The sequence below is a fragment of the Mesorhizobium sp. M6A.T.Cr.TU.016.01.1.1 genome, from assembly GCF_003952585.1.
In the GTDB taxonomy this organism is placed as follows: Bacteria; Pseudomonadota; Alphaproteobacteria; order Rhizobiales; family Rhizobiaceae; genus Mesorhizobium; species Mesorhizobium mediterraneum.
The window spans coordinates 2,463,866-2,490,056 of the sequence record NZ_CP034452.1 but is presented as its reverse complement, the minus strand read 5'-3'; the positions used below and the strand labels follow the sequence as shown (position 1 = coordinate 2,490,056).

19 protein-coding genes are annotated in these 26,191 nt (G+C 63.5%); 11 read left to right on the top strand and 8 right to left on the bottom strand.

Features of this window, described 5'->3' with window-relative positions; translation table 11 throughout:
* Positions 1-32: 32 nt before the first annotated feature.
* Together EJ075_RS11850 and EJ075_RS11845 are read left to right on the top strand one after the other, a co-directional pair.
* Positions 33-1,214 (top strand): MFS transporter, encoded by a 1,182-nt coding sequence (locus EJ075_RS11850; RefSeq protein ID WP_126104469.1) that lies wholly within the window; start codon positions 33-35, stop codon positions 1,212-1,214.
* A gap of 58 nt (positions 1,215-1,272) precedes the next feature.
* The gene (locus EJ075_RS11845) at positions 1,273-2,307 is read left to right on the top strand and encodes an aldo/keto reductase (RefSeq protein WP_126104468.1); all 1,035 of its coding nucleotides are present in this window, start codon (positions 1,273-1,275) and stop codon (positions 2,305-2,307) included.
* A gap of 173 nt (positions 2,308-2,480) precedes the next feature.
* Here EJ075_RS11845 and EJ075_RS11840 read toward each other — a convergent pair whose 3' ends face one another.
* Positions 2,481-2,753: an usg protein gene (locus EJ075_RS11840; protein ID WP_095487597.1), complete on the bottom strand. Its 273-nt coding sequence runs from the start codon at positions 2,751-2,753 to the stop codon at positions 2,481-2,483.
* Positions 2,754-3,060: 307 nt separating this feature from the next.
* On the opposite strand from EJ075_RS11840, the gene acs reads away from it, so the two are divergent.
* A complete protein-coding gene (acs, locus tag EJ075_RS11835) occupies positions 3,061-5,016 on the top strand; it encodes an acetate--CoA ligase (RefSeq protein ID WP_126104467.1) in 1,956 nt (651 codons plus the stop codon).
* A 319-nt stretch (positions 5,017-5,335) separates the two neighbouring features.
* On the opposite strand, the gene EJ075_RS11825 is transcribed toward acs, so the two are convergent.
* The 3 genes from EJ075_RS11825 to EJ075_RS11815 form a co-directional block, all read right to left on the bottom strand.
* Positions 5,336-6,604, bottom strand: a complete 1,269-nt coding sequence (locus EJ075_RS11825) for a cyclopropane-fatty-acyl-phospholipid synthase family protein (RefSeq protein WP_126104466.1) — start codon at positions 6,602-6,604, stop codon at positions 5,336-5,338.
* Positions 6,605-7,012: 408 nt separating this feature from the next.
* Positions 7,013-8,434 carry a pilus assembly protein gene (locus tag EJ075_RS11820; protein WP_126104465.1) on the bottom strand — a complete coding sequence of 474 codons (1,422 nt, stop codon included), beginning with the start codon at positions 8,432-8,434 and terminating at the stop codon, positions 7,013-7,015.
* A 348-nt stretch (positions 8,435-8,782) separates the two neighbouring features.
* The gene (locus tag EJ075_RS11815) at positions 8,783-9,652 is read right to left on the bottom strand and encodes a transglutaminase family protein (protein ID WP_126104464.1); all 870 of its coding nucleotides are present in this window, start codon (positions 9,650-9,652) and stop codon (positions 8,783-8,785) included.
* Positions 9,653-9,828: 176 nt separating this feature from the next.
* On the opposite strand from EJ075_RS11815, the gene EJ075_RS11810 reads away from it, so the two are divergent.
* Positions 9,829-10,500, top strand: a complete 672-nt coding sequence (locus EJ075_RS11810) for an HAD-IA family hydrolase (RefSeq protein WP_095487607.1) — start codon at positions 9,829-9,831, stop codon at positions 10,498-10,500.
* Between the two features lie 22 nt (positions 10,501-10,522).
* Here the strand turns inward: EJ075_RS11810 and EJ075_RS11805 are convergent, their stop codons facing one another.
* The gene (locus EJ075_RS11805; protein WP_164547085.1) at positions 10,523-10,762 is read right to left on the bottom strand and encodes a DUF1674 domain-containing protein; all 240 of its coding nucleotides are present in this window, start codon (positions 10,760-10,762) and stop codon (positions 10,523-10,525) included.
* A gap of 105 nt (positions 10,763-10,867) precedes the next feature.
* Here EJ075_RS11805 and htpX point away from each other — a divergent pair, with 105 nt between their 5' ends.
* The 4 genes from htpX to purH all read left to right on the top strand — a co-directional run bounded on the left by htpX (position 10,868) and on the right by purH (position 16,855).
* Entirely contained in the window at positions 10,868-11,899 is a 1,032-nt protein-coding gene (gene htpX / locus EJ075_RS11800; protein WP_126104463.1) for a zinc metalloprotease HtpX, read from the top strand.
* The gene (locus tag EJ075_RS11795) at positions 11,890-13,284 is read left to right on the top strand and encodes an RsmB/NOP family class I SAM-dependent RNA methyltransferase (RefSeq protein WP_164547084.1); all 1,395 of its coding nucleotides are present in this window, start codon (positions 11,890-11,892) and stop codon (positions 13,282-13,284) included. Before htpX ends, EJ075_RS11795 begins: the two co-directional genes overlap by 10 nt.
* A 138-nt stretch (positions 13,285-13,422) precedes the next feature.
* Entirely contained in the window at positions 13,423-15,147 is a 1,725-nt protein-coding gene (locus EJ075_RS11790) for a heparinase II/III family protein (RefSeq protein ID WP_126104461.1), read from the top strand.
* A 91-nt stretch (positions 15,148-15,238) separates the two neighbouring features.
* Positions 15,239-16,855 (top strand): bifunctional phosphoribosylaminoimidazolecarboxamide formyltransferase/IMP cyclohydrolase, encoded by a 1,617-nt coding sequence (gene purH, locus EJ075_RS11785; protein ID WP_126104460.1) that lies wholly within the window; start codon positions 15,239-15,241, stop codon positions 16,853-16,855.
* Positions 16,856-17,069: 214 nt separating this feature from the next.
* Here purH and EJ075_RS11780 read toward each other — a convergent pair whose 3' ends face one another.
* Together EJ075_RS11780 and EJ075_RS11775 are read right to left on the bottom strand one after the other, a co-directional pair.
* Positions 17,070-18,446, bottom strand: a complete 1,377-nt coding sequence (locus EJ075_RS11780) for an MFS transporter (protein WP_126104459.1) — start codon at positions 18,444-18,446, stop codon at positions 17,070-17,072.
* Between the two features lie 91 nt (positions 18,447-18,537).
* Positions 18,538-23,370: an NAD-glutamate dehydrogenase gene (locus EJ075_RS11775; RefSeq protein ID WP_126104458.1), complete on the bottom strand. Its 4,833-nt coding sequence runs from the start codon at positions 23,368-23,370 to the stop codon at positions 18,538-18,540.
* A 135-nt stretch (positions 23,371-23,505) separates the two neighbouring features.
* On the opposite strand from EJ075_RS11775, the gene EJ075_RS11770 reads away from it, so the two are divergent.
* Both EJ075_RS11770 and EJ075_RS11765 read left to right on the top strand, forming a co-directional pair.
* Positions 23,506-24,069, top strand: a complete 564-nt coding sequence (locus tag EJ075_RS11770) for a peroxidase-related enzyme (RefSeq protein WP_095487619.1) — start codon at positions 23,506-23,508, stop codon at positions 24,067-24,069.
* A gap of 123 nt (positions 24,070-24,192) precedes the next feature.
* The gene (locus EJ075_RS11765) at positions 24,193-24,516 is read left to right on the top strand and encodes a YciI family protein (RefSeq protein WP_095487621.1); all 324 of its coding nucleotides are present in this window, start codon (positions 24,193-24,195) and stop codon (positions 24,514-24,516) included.
* Between the two features lie 9 nt (positions 24,517-24,525).
* Here the strand turns inward: EJ075_RS11765 and EJ075_RS11760 are convergent, their stop codons facing one another.
* Complete coding sequence (locus tag EJ075_RS11760) at positions 24,526-25,140, bottom strand: LysE family translocator (RefSeq protein WP_095487623.1); 615 nt, start codon at positions 25,138-25,140, stop codon at positions 24,526-24,528.
* Between the two features lie 396 nt (positions 25,141-25,536).
* On the opposite strand from EJ075_RS11760, the gene EJ075_RS11755 reads away from it, so the two are divergent.
* Positions 25,537-26,163, top strand: a complete 627-nt coding sequence (locus EJ075_RS11755) for a DUF1062 domain-containing protein (RefSeq protein WP_095487625.1) — start codon at positions 25,537-25,539, stop codon at positions 26,161-26,163.
* Positions 26,164-26,191 lie beyond the last annotated feature (28 nt).

The following is a 26,191-nucleotide window of genomic DNA, read 5'->3' as shown; positions in this document are numbered from 1 at the left end:
ATCAAACGACCGCGATCGAAGTGGGAACCGCCATGCCTCTTGCTCTTTATGCCCTCGCCGCCGGTGCCTTCGGCATCGGTGTCACCGAATTCGTCATCATGGGCCTGCTGCTCGACGTCAGTACCGATCTCGGCGTCTCGATCTCGGCCGCCGGCCAGCTGATTTCCGGCTATGCGCTGGGCGTCGTCATCGGCGCGCCGCTGCTGACCATCGCCACCGGCCGCTGGCCGCGCAAAACCGTGCTTCTGGCGCTGATGGCGATCTTCACGCTGGGCAACCTCGCCTGTGCGCTCGCCCCCGACTACTGGACACTGATGGGTGCCCGCGTGCTCACCGCCTTTGCCCACGGCACCTTCTTCGGCGTCGGCTCCGTCGTTGCGACCGGGCTGGTGGCGCCCAACAAGAAGGCTTCGGCGATCGCCCTGATGTTCACCGGCCTGACCATTGCCAACATCCTCGGCGTGCCCTTCGGCACCTGGCTCGGCCAGGCCTTCGGCTGGCGGGCGACCTTCTGGGCTGTAACCCTTGTCGGCATCGTTGCCTTCGCCATCATTCTCCTGCTGGTGCCGCGCAGCCAGACAGAGCCGGAGAAGAGCGACCTGCGCGGCGATCTCGCCGTGCTCGGCCGCGCGCCGGTTCTGCTTGGTTTCGCCACCACCGTGCTTGGCTATGCCGGCGTCTTCGCCGTCTTCACCTATATCGCCCCCTTGCTGACCGAGATCACCGGTTTTGAGGAAGCAGCCGTGTCGCCGATCCTGCTTGTCTTCGGCGGCGGCCTCATCGCCGGCAATCTCGCCGGCGGCAAATTCGCCGACCGCTGGCTGGTGCCTTCGGTTCTCGGCAGTCTCGTCGTGCTGGCGCTGGTGCTCGGCTCGATGACCTTCGCCCTGCACAGCCAGGCAATGGCCGTCATCTATGTCGGCCTGCTCGGCGCCGCCGCCTTCGCCACTGTGGCGCCGCTGCAGATGTGGGTGCTGGAGAAAGCGCAAGGCGCCGGCCAGAGCCTCGCCTCGTCCTTCAACATCGCCGCCTTCAATCTCGGCAACGCCGCCGGCGCCTGGCTCGGCGGCATGGTCATCGCCCATGGTCCCGGCCTCGGCGCCGTCACCTGGGTCGCGGCCCTGCTGCCGCTCTCGGCGCTGGCCGTGGCGGCACTGGCGCTTCGCCTCGACCAAAATACCGTCCTCGCCACACCGGAAATCGTGCGGTCATAGGTCGGCAAACCTCAATCACTCTTCAAAAACTCATCCGACATCATCAAGGAGCAAAACCATGGACTATCGACGTCTAGGCGCCTCGGGCCTGAAGGTCCCGGCACTCTCGTTCGGCGCTGGAACCTTCGGCGGCTCAGGCCCGCTGTTCGGCGCCTGGGGTAACAGCGATGCGACGGAAGCGCGGCGGCTAATCGATATCTGCCTCGAGGCCGGCGTCAACCTGTTCGATACCGCCGACGTCTATTCGAACGGCGCCTCCGAAGAAGTGCTCGGCGCGGCCATCAAGGGCCGCCGTGATGCCGTGCTGATCTCGACCAAGACCTCGCTGCCGATGGGCGACGGACCCAACGATGCCGGTTCCTCCCGTTCGCGTCTCATCAAAGCCGTCGAGGACGCGCTCAAGCGTCTCGGCACCGATTACATCGACCTGCTGCAACTGCATGCTTTCGACGCCGCAACGCCGATCGAGGAGGTGCTGTCGACGCTGGACAGTCTCGTGCGCGCCGGCAAGCTGCGCTATGTCGGCGTTTCCAACTTCTCCGGCTGGCAAGTGATGAAATCGCTCGGCCTGGCGGATAAGCATGGCTATCCGCGCTACGTCGCCCATCAGGTCTATTATTCGCTGGTCGGGCGCGATTATGAATGGGAGTTGATGCCGCTTGGCCTCGACCAGGGTGTCGGTGCGCTGGTGTGGAGCCCGCTCGGCTGGGGCCGCCTGACCGGCAAGATCCGCCGCGGCGAGCCACTGCCGGAGAAAAGCCGGTTGCACGACACCGCCAGCTTCGGGCCTCCGGTCGAGGACGAGCAGCTCTACCGGGTCGTCGATGCGCTCGACACTGTCGCCCAGGAAACCGGCAAGACCGTGCCGCAGATCGCCATCAACTGGTTGCTGCAGCGGCCGACCGTCTCCTCTGTCATTGTCGGCGCGCGCAACGAGCAGCAGCTGCGCCAGAACCTCGGCGCCGTCGGTTGGTCATTGACATCAGACCAGATGAAGAAGCTCGACGCAGCAAGCGAAGTCACCGCGCCCTATCCGTATTTTCCGTATCGTCGTCAGGAAGGCTTTGCCCGGCTCAGCCCGCCCGCGGTTTAACCCCGCTCGATACATCAAATGCCCCGGGGACAGGGCATGTTGAGATTCAGGTCAGGGCGCGCCGAGAATGGTGGCTTCCGAGAACCGGAGCGGAGCGTACTTAAAGTACGTGAGCACCGGAAGCGCAGGAAACCGCCATTCGCAGGCCGGCCTCACCTGAATATCGACATGCCCTAATGCAGCACGAACTCGCCGTCGACTTTGTGCCACTCATTCGGCGCGATCAGCTTCTGGTGCGTATAGCTCACCGAATGCAGCGGGCCATCGAGCTTGGTCTGCCAGAACTCGATGAACCGGATCAGCACCGGAAATTTCGGAGCGATGTCGTAGTCCTGCCAGATGAAGCTCTGCAGCAGATGCGGATGATCGGGAAAATGATAAAGAATCTTGGCCGTGGTCAAGCCATATCCCCTAAGCATCAGGTCCATTTCGGATTGGTCGCGCATTTCGATCCTCTGGGTTGTTTCTCCTTTCCTCCCAATGCGAAATTGTGCGCGCTATTTGCTTAATCGTCTATTGATATTTCGTGGTTGAAGCCGGGTTTACTATGCAAAATCATAAAGTTAGCAGCCGTCAACCCCGAGTGCTGACAAGGGTGGGAAAAGCTTCTGCGGCATCCCGCCGCGCAAATCCAACGTCTAATGTTGCCGTCACCGCGGAACTGTTAATAATGCGCGCGAATTCGCGGCCGCTTCGCCGTGATGCCGACGGCGGTCAAGCCGGGCGGCCTGGTTTCGGGAGGAAAGTGAAGAAATGTCCGAGGTTCATGTCCATCGCGTCCAGCCGGCGTGGAAGAAGAATGCGCTGATCGACAATGACACCTATTTGAAATGGTACGCCGACAGCGTGAAGAACCCGGACAAGTTCTGGGGCAAGCACGGCAAGCGCATCGACTGGTTCAAGCCCTACAGCAAGGTCAAGAACACCTCCTTCGACGGCAAGGTCTCGATCAAATGGTTCGAGGACGGCGAGACCAACGTCTCATGGAATTGCATCGACCGGCATCTGAAGAAGCGCGGCGACCAGACTGCCATCATCTGGGAAGGCGACAACCCCTACGACGACAGGAAGATCACCTATAACGAGCTCTACGCGCATGTCTGCCGGCTCGCCAATGTGATGAAGAAGCACGGCGTTAGGAAAGGCGACCGCGTCACCATCTATATGCCGATGATCCCGGAAGCCGCTTATGCGATGCTCGCCTGCACACGCATCGGCGCCATCCATTCGGTGGTCTTCGGCGGCTTCTCACCGGACGCGCTGGCCGGCCGCATCGACGACTGCAAGTCGACCTTCGTCATCACCGCCGACGAGGGCCTGCGCGGCGGCAAGCCGATCCCGTTGAAGGATAATACCGACAAGGCGATCGAGATCGCCGCCAAGGCCGGAACGAAAGTCGAGAAGGTCGTGGTGGTGCGCCGCACCGGCGGCAAGACCGGCTGGGTGGCCGGACGCGACGTCTGGTACCACGACGAGGTCGCGACGGTTAAGGCGGAGTGCAAGCCTGAGAAGATGAAGGCCGAGGACCCGCTGTTCATCCTTTACACGTCGGGTTCGACCGGCAAGCCGAAGGGCGTGCTGCACACCACCGCCGGCTATCTCGTCTATGTCTCGATGACCCACCAACATGTCTTCGACTATCATGACGGCGACATCTACTGGTGCACAGCCGATGTCGGCTGGGTCACCGGCCACAGTTACATCGTCTACGGGCCGCTCGCCAACGGCGCCACCACGCTGATGTTCGAAGGCGTGCCGAACTACCCGTCGCAGTCCCGCTTCTGGGAGGTCATCGACAAACACAAGGTCAATATCTTCTACACCGCGCCGACGGCGTTGCGTGCGCTGATGGGCGCCGGCGACGCCCATGTCGCCAGGACGTCGCGCAAATCGCTGCGCGTGCTCGGCACGGTCGGCGAGCCGATCAATCCGGAGGCCTGGGAGTGGTATTTCAACGTCGTCGGCAACGGCAAGGTGCCGATCGTCGACACATGGTGGCAGACCGAGACGGGCGGCATCCTGATCACGCCTCTGCCCGGCGCCACCCACCTTAAGGCAGGTTCCGCGACGCGGCCGTTCTTCGGCGTGAAGCCGCAACTGGTGGACGGCGACGGCAAGGTGCTGGAAGGTGTTGCCAGCGGCAACCTCTGCATCGCCGATTCATGGCCGGGCCAGATGCGCACCGTCTATGGCGACCACGAGCGTTTCGAACAGACCTATTTTTCGAGCTACAAGGGCAAATATTTCACCGGCGACGGCTGCCGCCGCGACGCCGATGGCTACTACTGGATCACCGGCCGCGTCGACGACGTCATCAATGTCTCCGGCCACCGCATGGGCACGGCCGAGGTCGAATCCGCGCTGGTTTCGCACGAGAAAGTCTCGGAAGCTGCCGTCGTCGGCTATCCGCACGACATCAAGGGCCAGGGCATCTACTGTTACGTCACGCTGATGGCCGGCGAGAAGCCGGGCGAGGAGCTGCGCAAGGAACTCATCGCCCATGTCCGCAAGGACATCGGCGCCATCGCCACGCCCGACAAGATCCAGTTCGCTCCGGGCCTGCCGAAGACCCGTTCGGGCAAGATCATGCGGCGCATCTTGCGCAAGATCGCCGAGGACGATTTCGCCGCGCTCGGCGATACCTCGACGCTGGCCGATCCGGCGGTCGTCGACGACCTCGTCGCCAACCGGCAAAACAAGAGGGCTTGATGCAGGCAGCAACCGCCACAACGTGCGCAAATCTCGGCGTCTACTGCTTGGTCGACCGGCCGGCCCGTGTCGAGAGATGATGCGGTTCGTTTAGGCGGTGCAGAACATTTGAGATGAGGGCGGGACAGCGCCCCCTCTCTCCTGCCGGACATCTCCCCCATTTGGGGGGAGATCGGCAGTTCGGGCGCCGCGCCCAGAATACCACGCCGGCGATTGGCGAAAGCCGTGGTGACGGCCAATCTCCCTCCTTGTGGGGGAGATGTCCGGCAGGACAGAGGGGGGCGCGAAGAATCGCGGCAGAACGCAACATGTGTGCTGATCATCGATACAAATCCGCTCGCGTCGGCGGCAGACCGCTTGGACCCCGCGCCCGCTTGGTGACGACGGTCTGGAAAATCTGCGCCGAGGCGCGTTCGAAAGTGATCGAACAGCCGGTGAGATAAAGCAGCCAGAGGCGCGCCTTGGCTTCGCCGACCTCGGCGATCGCTTCGTCGAAGCGTGCGTGCAGGCGCTCGGCCCACAGGCGGCAGGTGCGGGCGTAGTGCTCGCGCAAATTCTCGACATCGTAGACGAGGAAGCCGTGCGCTTCGAGATTGCCGAGCGTCATCCCGATCGTGTCGAGCTCGCCGCCGGGAAAGATGTATTTGATCAACGCCTTGAATTCCGGGCCCTTGCGCAAGGTCTTCTTGATGCTGCCCTTGTCGCGCCGGGTGATGGCGTGGTGCAGATAGATGCCGCCCGGCTTGAGCAGGCGATGGATGGTCGAGAAATAGGCGGCGTGGTTGGCGAGGCCCAGATGCTCGAACATGCCGATCGACGATATCTTGTCGAAGGAGCCGGACAGCTCGGCGTAGGATTTTATCTCGATGGTGATGCGATCCTCCAGCCCCTCGGCGCGGATGCGCTCGCGGGCGAGTTGGGTCTGGGCTTCCGACAGCGAGACGCCGAGGCCGACGACACCGTAATTTTTCGCGGCATGGATGAGCATGGCTCCCCAGCCGCAGCCGATGTCGAGCAGCCTTTCGCCCGGCTTCAGCCGGAGCTTGCGGCAGATGTGGTCGAGCTTGTCTTTCTGCGCCTGGTCGATGCTATTGGCGAAATCGGTGAAATAGCCGCAGCTATAGACCATGCGTTCATCGAGGAAGAGCCGGTAGAAGGCGTTCGAAATATCATAGTGGTGCTGAATCGCTTGCCTGTTCGAGCCGCTGACGAAAGGGTTGCGGCCGGAGAGGTCGGTCCGCGCCGCCATCTGCTTTCTCGAAAACAGCACGGCCGGCAGGTCGCGCAAGATCGCGAGTTTCGGCAATGTCTTTAGCTTGGTCCTGAGCTTGCCTTGCGAAGGCAGGGCGTAGAAATCGAACAGCGATCCGCCTTCCACGTCGATTGTCTTGGAAATCCACATTTCGATCAGCGTCGAAAGGGACGGCCGGCGGATCACCTGCCAGACGATGTCCTGGTCATTGATGGTGAGCACAGGGCCGGTGACCGGCCCGATCCGCTCGCCGGTCCACAGCCTGACCGCGAAACCCGGCTTCAGCGTTTCGATAGCCGTTCGAACAATCCGTGCTGCCTTGTTGCTGGCTTCCATTTCCTTTCCCCGATGCGCCGGGAGTCCAATGCGACAATGTTGTCCGGTTGGCCGGTAGACCGCAAGCCGCCCCGATGCTGAAAAACATCACACACGGCTTTTTCAACAGGACGCCTTGCCATTTGCTGCGGCGCACACCATCATGAGGGGGTGTTCAACAAATCGAAAGGAGGTGATCCGATGTCGAGTGATTTCGTTTTCCAGAACGTGGCCTCAGCGGATTGCACTTTCGGGAAGCAGTCTTCCCGTTAAGGCGCGAGATGCGCGGCAGGTGACGTTAAGCGTCGCCGCCAATGAGCCGCGCCATGGACGGAAACACGGAAGGCCGCCGGCTTCGCAAGAAGCGGCGGCCTTTTCCTTGTCCGCAATTCCTTTTCTACGAACGTTCATCCGTCTGTGCGGGGCACTTCAGCGTTTGATGGTGAGTTTCTCGATGTTTCGGGTGATCTCGCTGAAGGCGTCGGTTAGCTCCGGGCCCGTGGCGGCCTCGTAATAGTGTTTCAGCGAAGACGTGTCCGCGGTAGAGCAGTTCTTGAGCACGCTCTTCGCCTGGTCCCTCTCGTTCACCGTCATGGTCGGGTCGTTCAGATCGAAGCCGATCGTGAATACCTCGATCCCATCGCGCTTCATGTTGCCGCAGATGGCTTCGGCATTGCTTCGCGAGGTCTGGCCCTGACCCTGCCAGTTGGGCGCGCCGCGCCCCTTGGCAAAAGCCGTATTGAATAGGCCGTCGGTCATCAGAATGGCGATCTTGGCCACCCTCCTTTTGTCGAAATTGGCGGGACCGGCACCCAGCCCGGCATCGGCTGTCGCCGAGCGCCACGATGGCGAAAGCATGTAATAACCCCACTGCGCGGCGATGCCGCCGGCCGTCACGCCTGCAGCGGTGAAATCGTCGATGGTCTTGAGCAGCTTGTCTTCGTCGGCCGTCAGGGGGACGAGCGCGGCCAACGGGCAATTGCGCATATCGTAGTCCCGATTCACTTTGGCCAGATAGGTTTTACCGTTGTTGTCCACGCGCGGCGTGTAAGGCCCGTCAGACGAATAGTCGGCATACCCATCCTTGTCCTTGCGCTCGGTGGCGCATTCGTCCTCGGCAGGGGTCGCAGAAGAGACCGAGACCGGCGCATCGGTGGGCGGCGGTACCTCTGGCCCATGTTCCGTCTCGACGAAAACCGTGCCGGCCAGACCGCCTGTATTGACGGCTTCGGCGTAGGGAACGATCGCGATGCGTATGCGGGGATCGTTCTCGTCACGGTTCCATTTGAGCAGATCGGTCACGGCCTTCGAAGCCGCAGTTCGCAGGTCGCCAATTTTGTCGGTGTTCTTATACCAGCTGGCCGCCATCGATCCGGTCACGTCGAGCATCATCGCCACTTCGATCTGCTTGTCCGAATAGAGCGCTGTCGTCGACGCTTCGACGCGTTTCACGTCACCCATGCCGAAAAGCGGGAAATAAAATCCGACGTCGACGTGGACGTCCGCCTGGACCGTGTTGGCGGTCCTGTCGACCGTCAGTTTGTCGAGGACGATCTGGTCGGCCTGCAGGATGCCTGCCTCGCTGTTGGCGTCAAGGAACAACTGCACCGATGCGTTGGCGTCGGCCTCCTTGATGACGCCGGTCGTCAGGTCGCGTGCCGTCGAGGTCACCGCCGCATCGACCACGCCTTGCAGGCTCGACTTGGCGTTGTAGAGCTGGGAAACGTTGACGGCAAAGCCAGCGCCCAGCGTCAGAACCGAAGCGACGATGCCGAACAGAACCGCGAAATTTCCGCTGCGATCCCTGGCGAAGCCGCCGATCGCGTCAACAAGACCCCCAAAATGCCGCATGCTTCCGCCTCCATTCGCCGCGACCTCGAAGCCGCGTGAAGGCGCATTGCAGGAATCCGGCCGGATGGCGCCGCCAAGGGACCAACAGCCAACGGCTCATTGTCAAACCGTTGTTTCTGCTTGGTTTGGGAACGCAACAGGGTGAACAACCGGTAAACGACAAGCCGCTGCGGCAGTTTCGTTTACGAAGCGTTTACCAAGATCCCGCCATCTGCCGTGGAGCACAAGAACTCGATCCCGATCCGGCACAGGCCGGCTGTGCCGAAGCGGATCAGGCGTATCAGACCCATAAGACGGCCACAGCTCAGATGACGATTAGAATGGGACGCAGGCCGTTCGCCTGCGCTTCTATGCCAGCATCTGCGCGCTGACGGTCCTGTCGACGCCGCGATGGGGCGGGTTGAACAAGTTGCTTTCCTGCTCGTAGGTCCAGACCTTGAACAGCCCAAGCCGGTGCGGGCCGAAACTGTGCAGCAGCGGCACGTCTGTCGCGTCGCGGCCGCGCGCGATGACGATGCGGCCGATCCTCGGCATGTTGTGGCGGGGGTCGAACGTGTACCATTTGCCATCGAGGAACACTTCCAGCCACGCCGAAAAATCCATCGGTGCCGGGTCGAGCGGCACGCCGATGTCGCCGAGATAACCGTTCACATAGCGGGCGGGGATGTTCATGCAGCGGCAGAGCGTGATCGCCAGATGAGCGAAGTCGCGGCAGACGCCGACGCGCTCTTCATGCGCCTGCGCCGCCGTGCGTGTCGGGCGCGCATAGCCGTAGCCGAACGACAGACGGTTGTGGACATAGTCGACGATCGCCTGCACCCGCGCCCAACCGGATGGAACAGGGCCGAAAACCTGCCAGGCCAATCCGCCTAGGTGGTCGGTCTCGCAATAGCGGCTGCCGAGCAGATAGCAGAGCACTTCGTCGGGCAACTCCGCCACCGGCACTTCCCTGGCCAGTAGGTTGACCTCGTCGGCCTCGCCGCTGTCCTCGACGACGGCGTCGTAGAGGATGCGAAAGCCGCCGCCAGGCGCCGTGAAGCGACGGCAGGTGTTGCCATAAAGGTCGTGATAGAGCCTGGTTGGGACGGCAGGCGAGGTCAGCACGCGCGTCTGCCGCTTGATGTCGGCCTGCCGCTCCTTGTGGATCTCGAGCAGCGAAATCACCGGGGTGGCTTCCGCACAGTCGATGGCGATTTCGTAGCCGAGCCGAATCAGCATCGCGGTTCCACCCCTTTTTGAGCATCGCGGAAGACAGTCTGGTGAACGCGAGACGGCTCGCCGTGGTTCCCTGGCATTGTCGAAAACGCGGCCTCGCGCCTTCCCATGCAGCCGACGCGACGTTACGGTCGATCGACTGGCTTTGATCTCTCCGAAACAACCTCCCGGGATAGCAGATGTTCGCAGGCAAAAAATTCGCAGCCTTCCTGTTCGACATGGACGGCACAGTGGTCAATTCGATTGCCGCGGCAGAAAGGGTATGGGCAGATTGGGCACACCGGCAAGGTCTCGACGTTGCTGCATTCCTGCCGACGATCCACGGCGTGCGGGCGATTGAGACCATAGCTCGGCTGGCGCTTCCAGGCGTCGACCCGATGCGCGAAGCCGATGCGCTTCTGAAGGCCGAGGTGGCCGATATCGACGGCATCCTTCCGATCGCCGGCGCCGCGGCGTTTCTGGCGTCGCTGCCGCCCGAGCGCTGGGCCATCGTCACCTCTGCGCCGCGCGAGCTGGCTCTCCTGCGCATTGCGGCCGCAGGCATCCCGCTTCCCGCTGTCCTTGTCGCGGCCGAGGACGTTTCCCACGGCAAGCCGGCGCCCGATTGCTTCCGGCTGGCGGCCGAGCGGCTGGGCGTCGATGCGCGCGACTGCCTCGTTTTCGAAGATGCGCCCGCCGGAATATCGGCGGCCGAGGCGGCAGGTGCTGCGGTCATGGTGATCAGCGCCACGCACCAGCATCCGCTGCAAACGCCGCATGCCGCAATCGCCGGTTACGACGCGATCGGCATCGCTGTTGACGACCGCGGCTGGATCGCCCTCGAGCCGGAGCGCGCCGCCGAGGTCTGCTAAGCCTCAAGTATCAGGGTCGTGCCTAGAAATCGCTGGTCAGGCCCTTGACCTCCCAATCGCCATAGCGGCCGGGCTCCTTGCCGCCACGACCGCCGATCTCCCGGGGCATCGCGGCTTCCTGCTGGCGGTAGTGTTCGCGCCGTGCTTCCGCTTCCGCCAAGGCGCGGCGGGCTGCCGGCGTCAGCGTCTTTTGCAGCGCACGGTGACCGGGGCCGGCATTTGTATTACCGGTTTTGCCTGTTTTACTGGTTTCGTCGATCATGCGATATTCCCGGATTGAAACAGGGCCAAGCGTTTCCCATCATATAGCGATGAGCCGACAAGGATCGACCCCTTTTACGCAGCGCCGGCAGAAACGGAGCAGACGATGAACACACTTCGCACCGCCATGCTTTTGGCCGCGATGACCGCGCTGTTCATGGGCGTCGGCTATCTGATCGGCGGATCGGGCGGCATGGTGATCGCCTTGCTGATTGCCGCCGGCATGAACCTGTTCAGCTATTGGAACGCCGACAAGATGGTGCTGTCGATGCACCGCGCGGTCGAGGTCGACGAAAGGAATGCGCCGGAATATTACGCCATCGTGCAGAGCCTCGCCAGACAGGCCGGCCTGCCGATGCCGAAAACCTATCTGATCGACAACCCGCAGCCCAACGCCTTCGCCACCGGCCGCAACCCGCAGAACGCCGCGGTCGCCGCCACCACCGGACTGTTGCAGCAACTGTCGCCTGAAGAAGTCGCCGCGGTGATGGCGCACGAGCTCGCCCATGTGCAGCACCGCGACACGCTGACCATGACGATCGTCGCCACGCTTGCCGGCGCGATCTCGATGCTCGGCAATTTCGCCTTCTTTTTCGGCGGCAACCGCGACAGCAACAATCCGTTCGGCTTTGTCGGCGTGCTGGTGGCGATGATCGTGGCGCCCTTTGCTGCGATGATCGTGCAGATGGCGATCAGTCGTACCCGCGAATACGAGGCCGACCGGCGCGGCGCCGAAATAGCCGGAAACCCGCTTTGGCTTGCCTCGGCCCTTGACAAGATCGCCCGTGGCGCCGAACGCATCCGCAACCCGGATGCCGAGCGCAATCCGGCGACCGCCCACCTCTTCATCATCAATCCTCTTTCCGGCGAGCGCATGGACAGTCTGTTTTCCACCCACCCGAATACCGATAACCGCATCGCGGCCCTGCAGGCGATGGCGCGGGACATGGCGGTCGGTGGCGGATCCGCCCCGTCGCGGCCGCAAGCTCCGATGCCAGATCAGGCCGGCGATCAGCAGCCTTCGGGCCCGTGGGAGCAGGCAGCACAGCAGCCTGAGCAGCCGGCGGCGCAACCGGCCCGGCCGAAATCCAATCCCTGGGGCCGCAATCCGACCGGACCCAAGGGTCCGTGGTCGTGAGCGAAGCGAAACGCCGGCACCGAATTTCAGGCGATCATGAAAACAATGCGGTGAGCCCCGGTGAGCCCGTTGCCGGTCTCGCCGCGCGCAAGGCGGCCGCACGGCTGCTTGCTGCCGTCATCGACGCGAGGACGCCGCTTGACGGGCTGACCGACCATGAGAACGGCCATCCGCAATACAAGGCGCTGGATCTGCGCGACCGGGCGCTGGTGCGCGCCATACTGGTCACCGCGCTGCGCTTCCGCATGACCATATCGGGGCTGCTGGCCCGCCGCCTGGAAAAGCCGCTGCCGCCCAATGCCACCGCGCTTTCGCATATTCTGCATGTGGCGGCTGCACAGATCCTGTTCCTCGACATTCCCGACAGCGCCGCCGTCGACCTTGCCGTGACCCACGCCAAGTCCGATCCGCGCACGGTGCGCTTCTCTGGTCTCGTCAACGGCGTGCTGCGCACGCTGGCGCGGTCCAAGCAGGCCGAGCTGGCTGCAGCGCTTGCCGCCACCGATGAAGCGCCGAAATGGTTTTCCGACCGGCTGAAGGCCGCCTATGGCGTCGACAAGGCCAGGCAGATTCTCGCCGCTCATCGGCACGAGGCGCCGGTCGATTTCACCGTCAAGTCCGATCCCGCGTTGTGGGCCGAGCGGCTTGGCGGCATCGCGCTGCCGACTGGCACAGTGCGGGTGGAAAAGCTCAGCGCCTCCGTCACCGAGTTGCCAGGCTTCGAAGATGGCGCCTGGTGGGTTCAGGATGCCGCGGCAAGCCTTCCGGCCCGGCTCTTCGGCGACATAAAGGGTTTGCGCGTCGCCGATCTCTGTGCCGCCCCAGGCGGCAAGACCGCCCAGCTGATACTTGGCGGCGCCAAGGTCACCGCGATCGATTCCTCAAAAAACCGGTTGGCGCGGCTCTCGCAGAATCTCGAGCGGCTCGGCCTGTCCGCAGAGATCGTTCAGGCCGATCTGCTCAAATATGAGCCGAAGGAACTGTTCGACGCCGTCCTCCTCGACGCGCCCTGCTCTTCGACCGGCACGGTGCGGCGGCATCCCGACGTGCCTTGGACGAAGACCGCGGCCGACGTCGAAAAGCTCGCCGATCTGCAGCGAAGGCTACTCGCCCGCGCCGTCACCCTGGTCAGGCCCGGCGGGCGCATCGTCTTTTCCAACTGTTCGCTCGACCCGCTCGAAGGCGAGGCGCTTCACCGCGCGTTCCTCGCCGGGACGGCTGATATCGTCGACGATCCGCTCCGCCCGGGAGAGATCGCCGGCATCGATCCGTTCCTGACGCCGCAAGGCACGCTGCGCACCACGCCCGCCGATCTCGATCTCGGCTCACCGGAACGGTCCGGCCTAGACGGCTTCTTCGCCGCCCGGATGCGCAGAGCCGGCTAATGCTAAAAATTTGACGACTATTTTAGGGAGAATCCTGCGGAAAACAGGCTGAACTCCAAGGGTTCCATTGAATTCGCCTTCGCATAAGTTCTTGAATCATATAATCTTGTCTTCGGGTTGAGGCGATGAGGAGGGCTTTTGGCGATCGCTGCCGGCAGCACGACACGTCTATGGACGCTTGTCGCGAAGGAGTTTTGGCGCAAGACGCGCCGGCGCCTGCGCGCCGGGCCGGTCTATCGCTGGCGCTACTCCGGCCGCACGCCGGAACGCGTTTTGATCGCTCCGCCGGACCTGCGCCTGGCCGACCCCCAGATCGCGCTGGAGATCTACTATGGCCGCTATCCGCTGTCGGGACATCTGGTCGAGACTGGCGGCAAATCGCCCTTCCAGATCGCCGTGCCCAATCCCGGATGGCAAAAGGCCCTGCACGGTTTTCGCTGGCTGCGCCACATGCGTGCCGCCGGCACCGAGCTTGCCGCCGCCAACGCGCGCGCGCTGGTCTCCGACTGGATCACTATCCACGGCAGCCAAATTTCCGGTGTCGCCTGGGAGCCCGGCACGACGGCCAAGCGCGTCATCGCCTGGCTGCAGCATTCCTCGGTGGTGCTGCAGGGCGCTGAATTTCCCTTTTACCGGGCATTCCTGAAGTCGCTGGCCGTGCAGATCCGCTATCTCAGGGCGATGGCACGCGAGATGCCGGACGGCAAGGACAGGCTGCGCGCCCGCATCGCGCTTGCCTTTGCCGCTTTGTCGCTACCGGCGCCGGCATCGGCTTTGCGCGGCGCGACCCGCAACCTGGCCGAAGAGCTTGACCGTCAGATTCTGCCGGATGGCGGCCATATTTCCCGCAATCCGATGACCGTGCTTGAAATCCTCGCTGACCTTCTGCCGTTGCGCCAGACTTATGCCAATCAAGCCGAGACGCCGCCGGCGGCGCTGATGGGCGCCATCGACCGTATGCTGCCGGCGCTGCGCTTCTTTCGCCACCAGGACGGCAGCCTCGCCCGCTTCAACGGCATGGGCGCGACCATCCACGACCGCATCGCCACCATTCTGCGCCACGACGACACCGCCGGCGCGCCGTTGCTGCACGCGCCACATTCGGGCTACGAACGCCTCTCCATGGGCGGCGTCACCGTGGTCGCCGATACCGGCCCGCCGCCTCCCATCGACGTTTCCAACGCGGCGCACGCCGGGTGCCTGGCCTTCGAGCTGTCGTCCGGCCGCCAGCATTATGTCGTCAACGCTGGCGTCGACACCTATGGCGCCGCCGAATTCAGGCCGCTTGCCCGGGCCACGGCCGCCCACTCGACCGCCACCATCAACGACACCTCGTCGGCGCGTTTCAGCCATTCGCTGCGCGTCAACGATCTCCTCGGCACGCCGTTGATCGGCGGCCCGCAGCATGTGCCTTGCAAGCGCACCGACCAGCCGGGCAGCCAGGGTTTCCTGGCCCGTCACGACGGCTATGTCGCGCGCTTCGGCTTGCTGCATGAGCGCGAGCTGAAATTGTCGACGAACGGCAACGTGCTCGCCGGCAGGGACTGTTTTCAGCGGCCCGGCAATGCCGCGATCCGCAACAATGGCCGCGATTTCGTCACGGTGCGCTTCCACATCCATCCCGACATAGGCATGCTTCAGGACGAGCACGACCGCCTGGTGCTGGCCGCTGACCAGGCCGACACCTGGGTGTTCACCTGTACCGAGGTGGCGCCCGAGGTCGAGGAATCCATCTATTTCGCCGATCTTGGCGGCCCGCGCCGCAGCCGGCAGATCGTGCTGGCCTTCAGGGCATCGGAGGTTTCCGAAGTCCATTGGCAACTGACGCGAACGGTCATCGCCGGTCATCCGGAAAAAAGCTGAGACTGCGGCTAGCCTCGCAGTTTGATTTCCAGGTCTCATGTGCTACGGCGCGCAGACACTTTCCCAACCAGCCGTGAAAGGCCGCCAGCCCATGGCCGTCGCCGCCAAGAACATTCCCGCGCCCGATCTCGTTCCCGTGCGTCGCGCGCTGCTCTCCGTTTTCGACAAGACCGGGCTCCTCGATCTCGCGCGGGCGCTGGCCGCGGCCGGTGTCGAGCTGGTCTCCACCGGCGGCACGGCAAAGGCGATCGCTGAGGCAGGCATGGCCGTCCGCGACGTCTCTGAGCTTACCGGCTTTCCAGAGATCATGGACGGCCGCGTCAAGACGCTGCATCCGTTGGTGCATGGCGCGCTGCTTGGCGTGCGCGACGATCCCGAACACGCGGCGGCGATGCGCGATCATGGCATCGAGCCTATCGATCTCGTCGTCTCCAATCTCTACCCTTTCGAGGATGTCCGCCGCTCCGGCGCCGCTTACGCCTCGATTATCGAGAACATCGACATAGGCGGCCCGGCGATGATCCGCGCTTCGGCCAAGAACCACGCTTATGTCGCCATCGTCACCGATCCCGAGGATTATGCCTCGGTGCTCAACGCTCTGGAGATGAATTTCGGCTCGCTCTCGCTGGATTTCCGCAAGAAGCTGGCGGCCAAGGCCTTTGCCCGCACTGCCAGCTATGATGCGGCGATCTCCGGCTGGTTCGCCGAGGCGCTGGAGATCGAGCATCCCACCTGGCGTGCCTTCGGCGGCAGGCTGGACCAGGTGATGCGCTACGGCGAGAACCCGCATCAGGGCGCCGGCTTCTACATCGATGGCGACAAGCGGCCGGGCGTCGCGACGGCGCGCCAGCTTCAGGGCAAGCAGCTTTCCTACAACAACATCAACGACACCGACGCCGCCTTCGAGCTGGTCGGCGAGTTCGATCCGGCCCGCTCCGCCACCGTCGCCATCATCAAGCATGCCAACCCGTGCGGCGTCGCCGAGGGCACTTCGCTGAAGGCCGCCTACGCCAAGGCGCTTGCCTGCGATCCGGTCTCGGCCTTTGGCGGCATTGTCGCGATGAACCGTATTCTCGATGCCGAGGCCGCCGAGGAGATTGTGAAAACCTTCACCGAGGTCATCATCGCGCCGGGCGCCTCGGAAGAAGCTATCCGCATCGTCGCCGCCAAGAAGAATCTACGCTTGCTTGTCACCGGCGGCCTGCCCGATCCGCGCTCGGCCGGCACCACCGTGAAATCCGTTTCCGGCGGATTGCTCGTCCAGGGCCGCGACAATGCGGTGGTCGATGATCTGGACCTGAAAGTGGTGACCAGGCGCGCGCCGACGCCGGCCGAAATGGCCGATCTCAAATTCGCCTTCCGCGTCGCAAAGCACGTCAAGTCGAACGCCATCGTCTATGTCAGAGATGGCGCCACCGTCGGCATCGGCGCCGGCCAGATGAGCCGGGTCGATTCCTCGCGCATCGCGGCGCGCAAAGCGCTCGACGCAGCCGAGGCTGCCGGCATGGCCGAGCCGCTGACCAAAGGGTCTGTCGTCGCCTCCGATGCCTTCTTCCCCTTCGCCGACGGGCTCCTGTCAGCGATCGAAGCCGGCGCCACCGCCGTCATCCAGCCGGGCGGCTCAATGCGCGACGACGATGTCATCGCCGCCGCCGACGCGCACGGCATCGGCATGGTGTTTACGGGCGTCAGGCATTTCCGGCATTGAGCCCTTCTTCCCTTCTTCCCTTCTCCCCTTGTGGGAGAAGGTGGCCGAGCGAAGCTCGGTCGGATGAGGGGTGTTGGCAGGATCGCTGCGACGAAGACGTAAGCGCTTCAAATCCCTTGATGTTTCAGGTTGAGTTTCTTCCAACACCCCTCATCCGTCTCGGCGCTATCGCGCCGATCCACCTTCTCCCACAAGGGGAGAAGGGAAGAACAGTTCACTCCGCCGGCTGGTCCGCCGGATACGGCGTGCGGACAAGGATCGCCAGACCGACGCCGAGGAACAGCACAATTGCAGCCATACCGAGCCTGTCCGAACCGCTGACCCAGCTGATCGTCGCCACCGTGAACGGGGCGAGGAAACTGGTCGCCCGCCCGGCCAGCGCATAGATGCCGAAATAGCGGCCAGCCTCGGCAGCGGTGACGCTGCGCGCCATGTAGGAGCGCGACGATGCCTGCACCGGCCCGAAGGCAAGCCCGATCAGCAGACCGAAGAAGATGTAGGCTTTTTCCGCCGGTGTACCGAACAAACCGCCGCTATCGGCTCCGGGCATCATCCAGGCACCGAACAGCGTATAGCCCGGTCCGGTCGAAACGATACCGATCGTCGCGATGCTGAGCAGGACAAGCGAAATCATCACTATGGTCTTGGAGCCAAGCGCCACGTCGAGGCGTGCGGCAACCAGGCAGCCGACGATGGCGACGACGTTCAGGATAATGCCGAACAGGCCGATCTCGGTGATCGACCAGTTGAACATCGCCGCCGCAAAAGCACCGCCCAGCGTAAGAAGTGCAATGACGCCGTCCTGGTAGATCATGCGGGCGACGAGAAAGCGGAAGATGCCGCTGCGTTGGCGCACTTCGGCCATTGTCGATTTCAATTCCGACAGGCCCTCGCGCACCGCCGGGCCAAGGGGAATGCCCCTGGCCGCATCCGGTGTAAAAAAGAACATTGGCAGGATGAACAGGAGATACCAGGCAGCCGACAGGGGCCCGGTCGCCCGAGCGTCCTCGCCGAGTTTCGGGTCGAGGCCGAGGACCGGATCTAGGCCGACGATCGTCTTGCCGGTTTCCGGCGAACTGGCCATGAAGACGACGACAAAGATCAGCGCGATCATGCCGCCGAGATAGCCGAGCCCCCAGGCGATGTTGGAGATCCTGCCGATTTCGCCCTTGGGCACCAGGCGCGGCATCATCGAATCGTTGAAGACGGTCGAGAATTCCGCCGCGACCGAAGCCAGCGAGAAGAACAGCACGACCAGGAAGACGTTCGAGCCGGGCGCTGCGAACCACAGCAGGCAGAGACTGGTGATCTTAATCGCGGCGAAGAACGCGATCCACGGCTTTCGCGGGCCGGTCTGGTCGGCGATCGATCCGAGGATCGGCGACAGCACGGCGATGGCCAGACCCGCCGCGGCGATACCGTAACCCCACACCGCCAGGCCCGTGGCCGGATCGCTCGCCATGCGCGAGACGAAATAGGGTCCGAAGATGAAGGTGGTGATGACCGTGAAGAACGGCTGCGCCGCCCAGTCGAACAGCATCCACCCCCAGATGCCGCGTCCCGATGCCCGCTGCACTGCTATTTCGGCCATATCCCCTCCCGCAAACGGCGCCCCGGAGCGGTCGCCGCTTCGCTCTATAGCGCAGTTTTTGCCGGCAATCCCGCGCGATGTGGAAGACTTCTCACATCCCCGTCAGGTCGCTGATCAGGCCCGATGCCACCGACAGCCGCGACACGGTGATGTCGCCGCCCTCGGTCAGCGCCTGCAGCCGCTCGCGGATACGCGCGACCCGTTCCCCGCCCGCCTCCAGCCATGCCGCTACCGGATCCGCCGCCTCGGCATGACCGGTCAGCGCCGCCACCGCGATGCCGCGCCTGGCCGCGCCGATCGTGTCGGTGGCGCGGGAGAGAGCCAATTGATCGTAGTAGTCGGATGGCGCGATCGAGCGCGCTGCGTCCTCGACACGCGGAATGCGGAACGCATCGCTGACAGCGAAAAACGCCTTCGCGGCGACGACAATGTCGGCATTCGCCGTTCGGGCCGTCAGCGCGATGTCAGGGACGACGCCTGCCACATCGGTCAGCGCCAGTTGTTCGGCAAGCCTTTCGGGCGCGCCGCCCTTGGCTAGACCATGCCGCCGCTCCTCGATCCACTCGCGCGAGAAGGCTGGCAACAGCGAAACGAGCTTCGGCTCCAGTGCCTTGCGCGCGTCCTGCAATTCGGCGATCCTTTGGCCGAGCGGTGCGGTGCCGGTATCGTTCTTGAGATACCAGCCGCTGGCCACATAGATAAGCCGGCTAACGGTCTGATAGAGGTCGAGCTGCACCTGTCCGTCGATCTGATTGTCGAGCGCGTCGATCTGGCGATAGAGCGCCGGCAATCCGAAGCCGTCGCGCACCAAGGCGAAGGTCCGGACCACGTCGGCCGCGCTGCGGCCGGTCGCTTCCTGCAGCCTGTTGACGAAGGATGGGCCGCCACGATTGACCAGGTCGTTGGCGACGACACGGGCGATGATTTCGCGACGCAGGCGATGGCCGTGGATCTCGGCCGCGTATTTCTTCGCCATACGGTCCGGAAAATAACCCATCAGGTCACGGTCGAAATGCAGATCGTCCGGCACGTCGCTGGCGACGATGTCGGAAAACAGCACGATCTTGGCATAGGCCAACAGCACGCCGAGCTCGGCCCTGGTCAACGGCTCACCGCGCGCCTCGCGCTCGGCAAGGGCAGCCGGCGACGGCAGCGTCTCCACCGCGCGGTCGAGCAGGCCGCGCGCCTCGAGCGCTGCCATGAAGCGGCTCTGATGGGCGATGTCGGCGAGGCCGCGCTTGCGGGCAAGGGACAGCGCCAGCGTCTGCTCGTAATTGTTGGACAGCACCAGCGCGCTTACCTCGTCGGTCATCTCGGCAAGCAGCTTGTTGCGCACCGGGCGGGTAAGCGCCCCCTTGCGCATGGCGGAAGCCAGCGCGATCTTGATGTTGACCTCGACATCGGAGCAGTTGACGCCGCCCGAATTGTCGATGGCGTCGGAATTGCAGCGCCCGCCATTCAGCCCGAACTCGATGCGGGCCCGCTGCGTCACGCCGAGATTGGCGCCCTCGCCGATGACCTTGGCGCGCACGTCGAGCGCGGTCACCCGAATAGCATCGTTGGCGCGATCGCCGACATCCTGGTTGGTTTCCGTCGATGCCCTCAGATACGTGCCGATGCCGCCGAACCACAAAAGGTCGACCGGCGCCTTGAGGATGGCGTTCATGATCTCCACCGGCGAAGCGGTCGTCTTGCCGAGGCCGATCGCCGCGGCTGCGGCCGGCGGCAGCGTGATCGACTTCTGGCTGCGCGAGACGATGACGCCGCCTTCGGACAATTTTGTCTTGTCGTAGTCCTGCCAGCTCGAACGAGCGAGGGCGAACATGCGCCGGCGCTCGGCCATCGAAGCCGCCATGTCGGGATCGGGATCAATGAAGATGTCGCGATGGTCGAAGGCGGCGATCAGCCGGGTCTTCTCGGACAGGAGCATGCCGTTGCCGAACACGTCGCCCGACATGTCGCCGACGCCGACAACGGTGAAGGGTGTGGTCTGGATATCGCGGTTCATCTCGCGGAAATGCCGCTTGACCGCTTCCCAGGCGCCCTTGGCGGTGATGCCCATCTTCTTATGGTCGTAGCCGGCCGAGCCGCCGCTGGCGAAGGCGTCGTCGAGCCAGAAGCCATGCTTCTCGCTGATGGCATTGGCGGTGTCGGAGAAGGTCGCCGTGCCCTTGTCGGCGGCAACGACGAAATAGGGATCGTCCTCGTCGCGCCTGATCACACCGGCAGGCGGGATAACCTCGTCGATGCCGATATTGTCGGTGATCGACAACAGGCTGGAGACGTAATTCTTGTAGGCGGACGCGCCGGCTTCGAAGATGGCGTCGCGGCCGGCGCCCATCGGCAACTTCTTCGGATAGAAGCCGCCCTTGGCGCCAACCGGCACGATTACCGCATTCTTGACCTGCTGCGCCTTGACCAGGCCGAGCACCTCGGTGCGATAGTCCTGGGCGCGGTCCGACCAACGCAGACCGCCGCGGGCGACCGGGCCGAAGCGCAGGTGCACGCCTTCGACCTCGGAACCGTAGACGAAGATCTCCCGCCACGGCCGCGGCGCCGGCAGGCCGTCGACCGCCTGCGAATCGAGCTTGATCGCCAGCGACTGGCCCTTCTCTTTCATATCGGGGACGAAATGATTGGTGCGTAGCGAGGCTTCGATCAGGTTGAGGTAGCGACGGATGATGGTGTCGTCATCGATGTTGGGAACCTCCTCCAACGCATCCCTGATCTTGGCCTTGAGGTGCTTGGCCGCGACCAACCCTTCCGTCTCGGCGGTCGGTCCGAGGCGGGTAACGAACAGCTCGTGCAGGCCACGCGCGATTTCCGGATAGCGGTTGAGCGCGGCGGCAATGAAATCCTGGCTCTGCGGGATCCCGGCCTGCTGCAGATAGCGGCCATAGGCACGCAGGATGGTGACCTCGCCCGACCACAGGCCGGCGGTCTGGGCAAGGCCGTTATAGCCGTCATTGTCGATGTCGCCGCGCCAGACGGAAAGGAACGCGTCCTCGAACAGCGCGCCGCGGTCGCCAAGGTCGATCGGCTTGCCGTAGCTGTTTTCGAGTTCCATGTCGTGGATGAAGACCATGCCCGGCTGATCACTATTGATCATGCCCGGCTGATCACTATTGATCATGCCGGAAGCATCGTCGCCGACCTCGAAGGTGCGCTCGCTGATAACGCGGAAACCGATGTTCTCCAGCACCGGCACCCGTCGCGACAGCGCCACCGGGCTGCCATGGTGATAGATCTTCAGCGCCGCCTGATGCGGTTCCTGAGCGGCATGACGGTAGTAGTCGATGGCGATCGGATTGGCCGCGCTGATCCTGGCGATGCGTCCGGCATCGGCCAACGCCTCAGCCGGCGAGAAGCTGTCGCGATAGCTTCCCGAGAAGCGCGCGGCGATCGCCGTGAGCGTCGCATCGGCGCCGGTCTCGGCCGCGGTCTCGCGCAGAATGTCGTCCCAGGTCCGCACGATGGCGCGGATCGCTGCCTCGATCGTCGCCTGGTCGACCTTCGGCGTTCTGCCGCCGGAACGGCCGATGATGAAATGGACGCGCGCCAGTCCGCCTTCCGGAAAGGCGGGATAGTAGGCCGACAGCCGGCCTTCGAACACCGTCTTCAGATAGGTGCCGATCTTCTCGCGCACGATGCTGTCGTAGCGGTCGCGCGGCACGAAGACGAGGATCGAGACGAAGCGGTCGAACTGATCGACGCGCACCAGCGCTCTGACGCGCGGCCGCTCGATCAGCCCCAGAAGCGCTTCGGCGTGCTTGCGCAGGACCGGCACCGGAACCTGGAACAGCTCGTCGCGCGGATAGCTCTCCAGCACGTTGATCAGTGCCTTGCCGGAGTGATCTTCAGGGTTGAAACCGGATTTGGCGATGATGGTTTCGGCTTTCGACCTGAGATAGGGGATTTTCATCACCGAGCGCGTATAGGCCGTCGAGGTGAACAGGCCGACGATGCGCAGCTCGCCCGAGAGCACGCCCTTGGCGGTGTAGGTCTTGACGCCGATGTAATCGAGATAGATGCGGCGGTGCACCGATGATTTGGCGTTGGCCTTGGTGACGATCAGCGGTTCCGGCCCATGCAGGAAGGCGCGGATTTCCGGCGTCGTCGTCACCGCTTCGGTGCCGCGCCGCAGCACCAGCACGTCGGGATCGGAGAGGATGCCGAGGCCAGGCTTTTCGGTGCGCTCCAGCGTGCCGCTCTTCTCGCCGCCGGTGTATTTGAACTCGCGCATGCCGAGAAAGGTGAAGTTGTCGTCGCGCAACCATTCGAGGAGGGCGATCGCTTCGGTGACGTGGGCCTTGTCGAGCGGCACCGGAGCGTAGCGGAACTCCGAGATTGCCTGGTCGAGGCGGGCCAGCATCGGCTTCCAGTCGGTGACAGCGGCGCGCACCTGGTCCAATATTTTCTTCAGCCGTCCGGCCAATGCCTCGGCCTGCTCGGCCGAAAGACGGCCGATATGGACGTGGATGACGCTCAAGCGTTCATGGCTGTGATCGCCCTTGGCAAAGCCACCATCGCCGAGGATTTCGTCGACGCCGCTCTTGCCGTGCCTGACGACGATGACCGGATGGGTAACCAGCAGCGGCTCGCCAGCGCTCTCGGAGATCTCGCCGAGGATGGAATCGAACAGGAACGGCATGTTGTCGTTGACGACGGTGATCACGGTCATCGGCCTGCCCTGGCGGACGACACCGGAATCGACCTCTATGGCGACGACGCAATCGCCCTTTTTGTGCCTGGCGACGGCGCGGCCGGCGAGATCGGCGGCGCGCTCGAGGTCGGCGACATCATAGGCGGCGACATCTTCGGCCGGCGCGCGGGCCAGCAGGTAATCGGCAAGCCTGCCGGGCTTTTCGCTGCCCTTGGCCGTGCTCAACTTTTTCAACTGGCTTGCGGATTTCAGGCCGGCCATGTCGCTAATCCCTCCCGTCATATGTTTTGCAACTATGGTAGCAGATGACCGGTACTTGGCGACAAAGGTTTGACGGCTTGCGACGAAATGTCGGAATTCGCCGGTGGGTCACCGAAAATAAGGAGAAAATCCGCCATGACTGACAAAATCACTGCACTCGATCTCGCACCCGCGGAGCGGAGCGAAGCGACAAAAGCCTATTTCGCCAAATGCGAGGAGAAGCTCGGCCTCGTTCCCAATGTGCTTTTGGCCTACGCCTTCGACGAGACGAAGCTGCGTGCCTTCACCGACATGTACAACGAGTTGATGCTGGGCCAATCCGGCCTGTCGAAGCTGGAGCGCGAGATGATCGCGGTGGCCGTCTCCTCCATCAACCACTGCTATTATTGCCTCGCCGCCCATGGCGCGGCGGTGCGCCAGCTTTCAGGGGACCCGGCCTTCGGCGAGATGATGGTGATGAATTTCCGCGCCGCCGATCTTTCCGCGAGACAGAAGGCGATGCTCGAATTCGCGGTGAAGCTGACCGAGCAGCCGGCGAAGATCGTCGAAGCCGACCGGGCAGCGCTGCGTGAAGCTGGCTTTTCCGACCGCGACATCTGGGACATCGCCTCGACCGCCGCCTTCTTCAACATGTCGAACCGGGTGGCAGCGGCAGTCGACATGCGGCCGAACGATGAATACCACGCGATGGCGCGGTGATGTGCGAGTCATCTGTATATTAGCTATCGCGCATTCTCGTTGCGTCTTTGCCGGTTTGGTCCGATGATCGCTCCTGCGGCGTGACCGCATGCCGGTTCGATGCCGCGATCAAGGGAGGAGACCATGGCGAAGTTTCTCTACGTCTATCACGGCTCGGGCAAGATGCCGACCGACGAGGCCGAGCGGAAAGCAGCGATGGATGCCTGGAACGGCTGGTACGGCAAGCTTGGCTCGGCAGTTGTCGACGGCGGCAATCCGGTCGGCATGTCGAAGACCGTGCTGCCCGGCGGCAAGGTCGAGAACAATGGCGGCAGCAATCCGACCGCCGGCTATACAATCATCGAAGCGAAAGACATCGACGATGCCGTCGCCAAAGCCAAGGATTGTCCTATCCTGACGGACCCGGGTTTCAGCGTCGAGATCGCGCCGATCATCGAAATGAGTTGACGCGCCGGCTCAGGACCGCGCCGCGATCGCCGCCGCAGCGCCGGCCATGGTGCCAGCGCTGACGCGGTTGGCGATCTTCATCGCCCGCTTGCTCTTCAACAGCTTTCGCGCCTGCGCCGCCGCGAGCACCCAGGCGAGATCGATGGCGACCAGAACCACGGCCATGGTCAGCGTCAGCTCGACCCAGCCGACGACCGTCACCGAGGCGAGATCGATGATGGTCGGCAGCAGCGCCAGATAGAACATCATGATCTTGGGATTGCCGAGTGTCACCGCCATCCCGGCAAAGAACAGTTTGATGGCCGACTCCTCGCGCGGCATCTCGCCCTCACGCGCCTCGACCGGGGCAGTCCACATCTTCCAGGCGAGGTAGGCGAGATAGGCGACGCCGACCCATTTCAGCACGACGAAGGCAAGATGGAAGGTCTGCGCCACCACCGCCAGTCCGAACACCGCCAGCGACAGCCAGATGCCCTCACCGATCCACATGGCGAGCAGGAACGGGAACACGTCGCGAAAGCCCTTTGCGATGACCCGCGCCACCAGAGCGGCAATCGACGGGCCGGGCGAGCCAGCGGCGACGAAAAGGGCGGCGGCGAAGATCAGAAGCGAGGTGAAGTGCATGACCGGGATCTTTGCTTGGGACGTTGATTGCTCGATATTAGCGCAAGTGCCCCCGCGGCGGTAGCATCGATAATAGAAGGGGCTTGTCGACCCGACGCGTCGCAGCTAGAAGTTTCGTCCCGACACATTTTTGAGCTTCACTTTGCCTACGTAACCGCCGGTCTCGTCAACTCCCCCGACACAATGCATGGCGCCGCTTTTCGCGGCGTCTGTTTCATATCATGTGTTCCTCAGGGTGGCGGTTCGAGACCGGTTTGGCACTGCTGAACCGCTGTCGCGCACAATCACCCGCGACACCTGATTTCCGACCACCGCAGCCTCTCGCCACGCCGTGCCCGCATGGGCATCTCGACATCGCCGATCTGACGAACTTCCCGACGGGAAGGGCTTTTCGGCATGTTCTCGATACTGCGTATCCGCTGGGCGATCGCACCCAAAACCGCGCCTCGACCTCACATCAACTGCAATCGCTGCAGTGGCCTGAAGGCGTACCACAGCAGCGGGAAATTCCGCGTCAACGCCAATGGCAAACGCATCGATGCGTGGTTGATCTACCGCTGCGTCGATTGCGACAATTCCTGGAATTTCGGCATTCTGGAGCGATGCTATCGCCGCAACATTGAGCCTGCGCTGCTGCAGGCGCTCGAAAGCAACGACCCGGCCCTGGCGCGTCGCCATGCCTTCGATATTGTCGCACTGCGAAGCAGGATCGGGCGCGTCGAGGAATTTCCCGAAGCCGCCGTTCATAAGGAGGTGCTTGGGGACAGACCGGAAAACACCACCGCTCTCGAACTCCAGCTCGGGCTGGAGATGCCGACAGCGCTGCGGCTCGACCGGTTGCTCGCCGGTGAACTCGGCATCTCGCGATCGCGGCTTCAGGCCTGGGACGAGAAGCGATTGCTGGTCGTTGGTCCGGACGGGGCCAAAGCCTTACGCAAGCCGGCACGCGCGGGAACGGCGATCCGCATCGATCTGGCCGGCGAAACCGACCGCGACGCCATCATCTCGGCCGCCGGCGGGTAAAAAAGGGAGGGAGCAACACTCCCTCCCT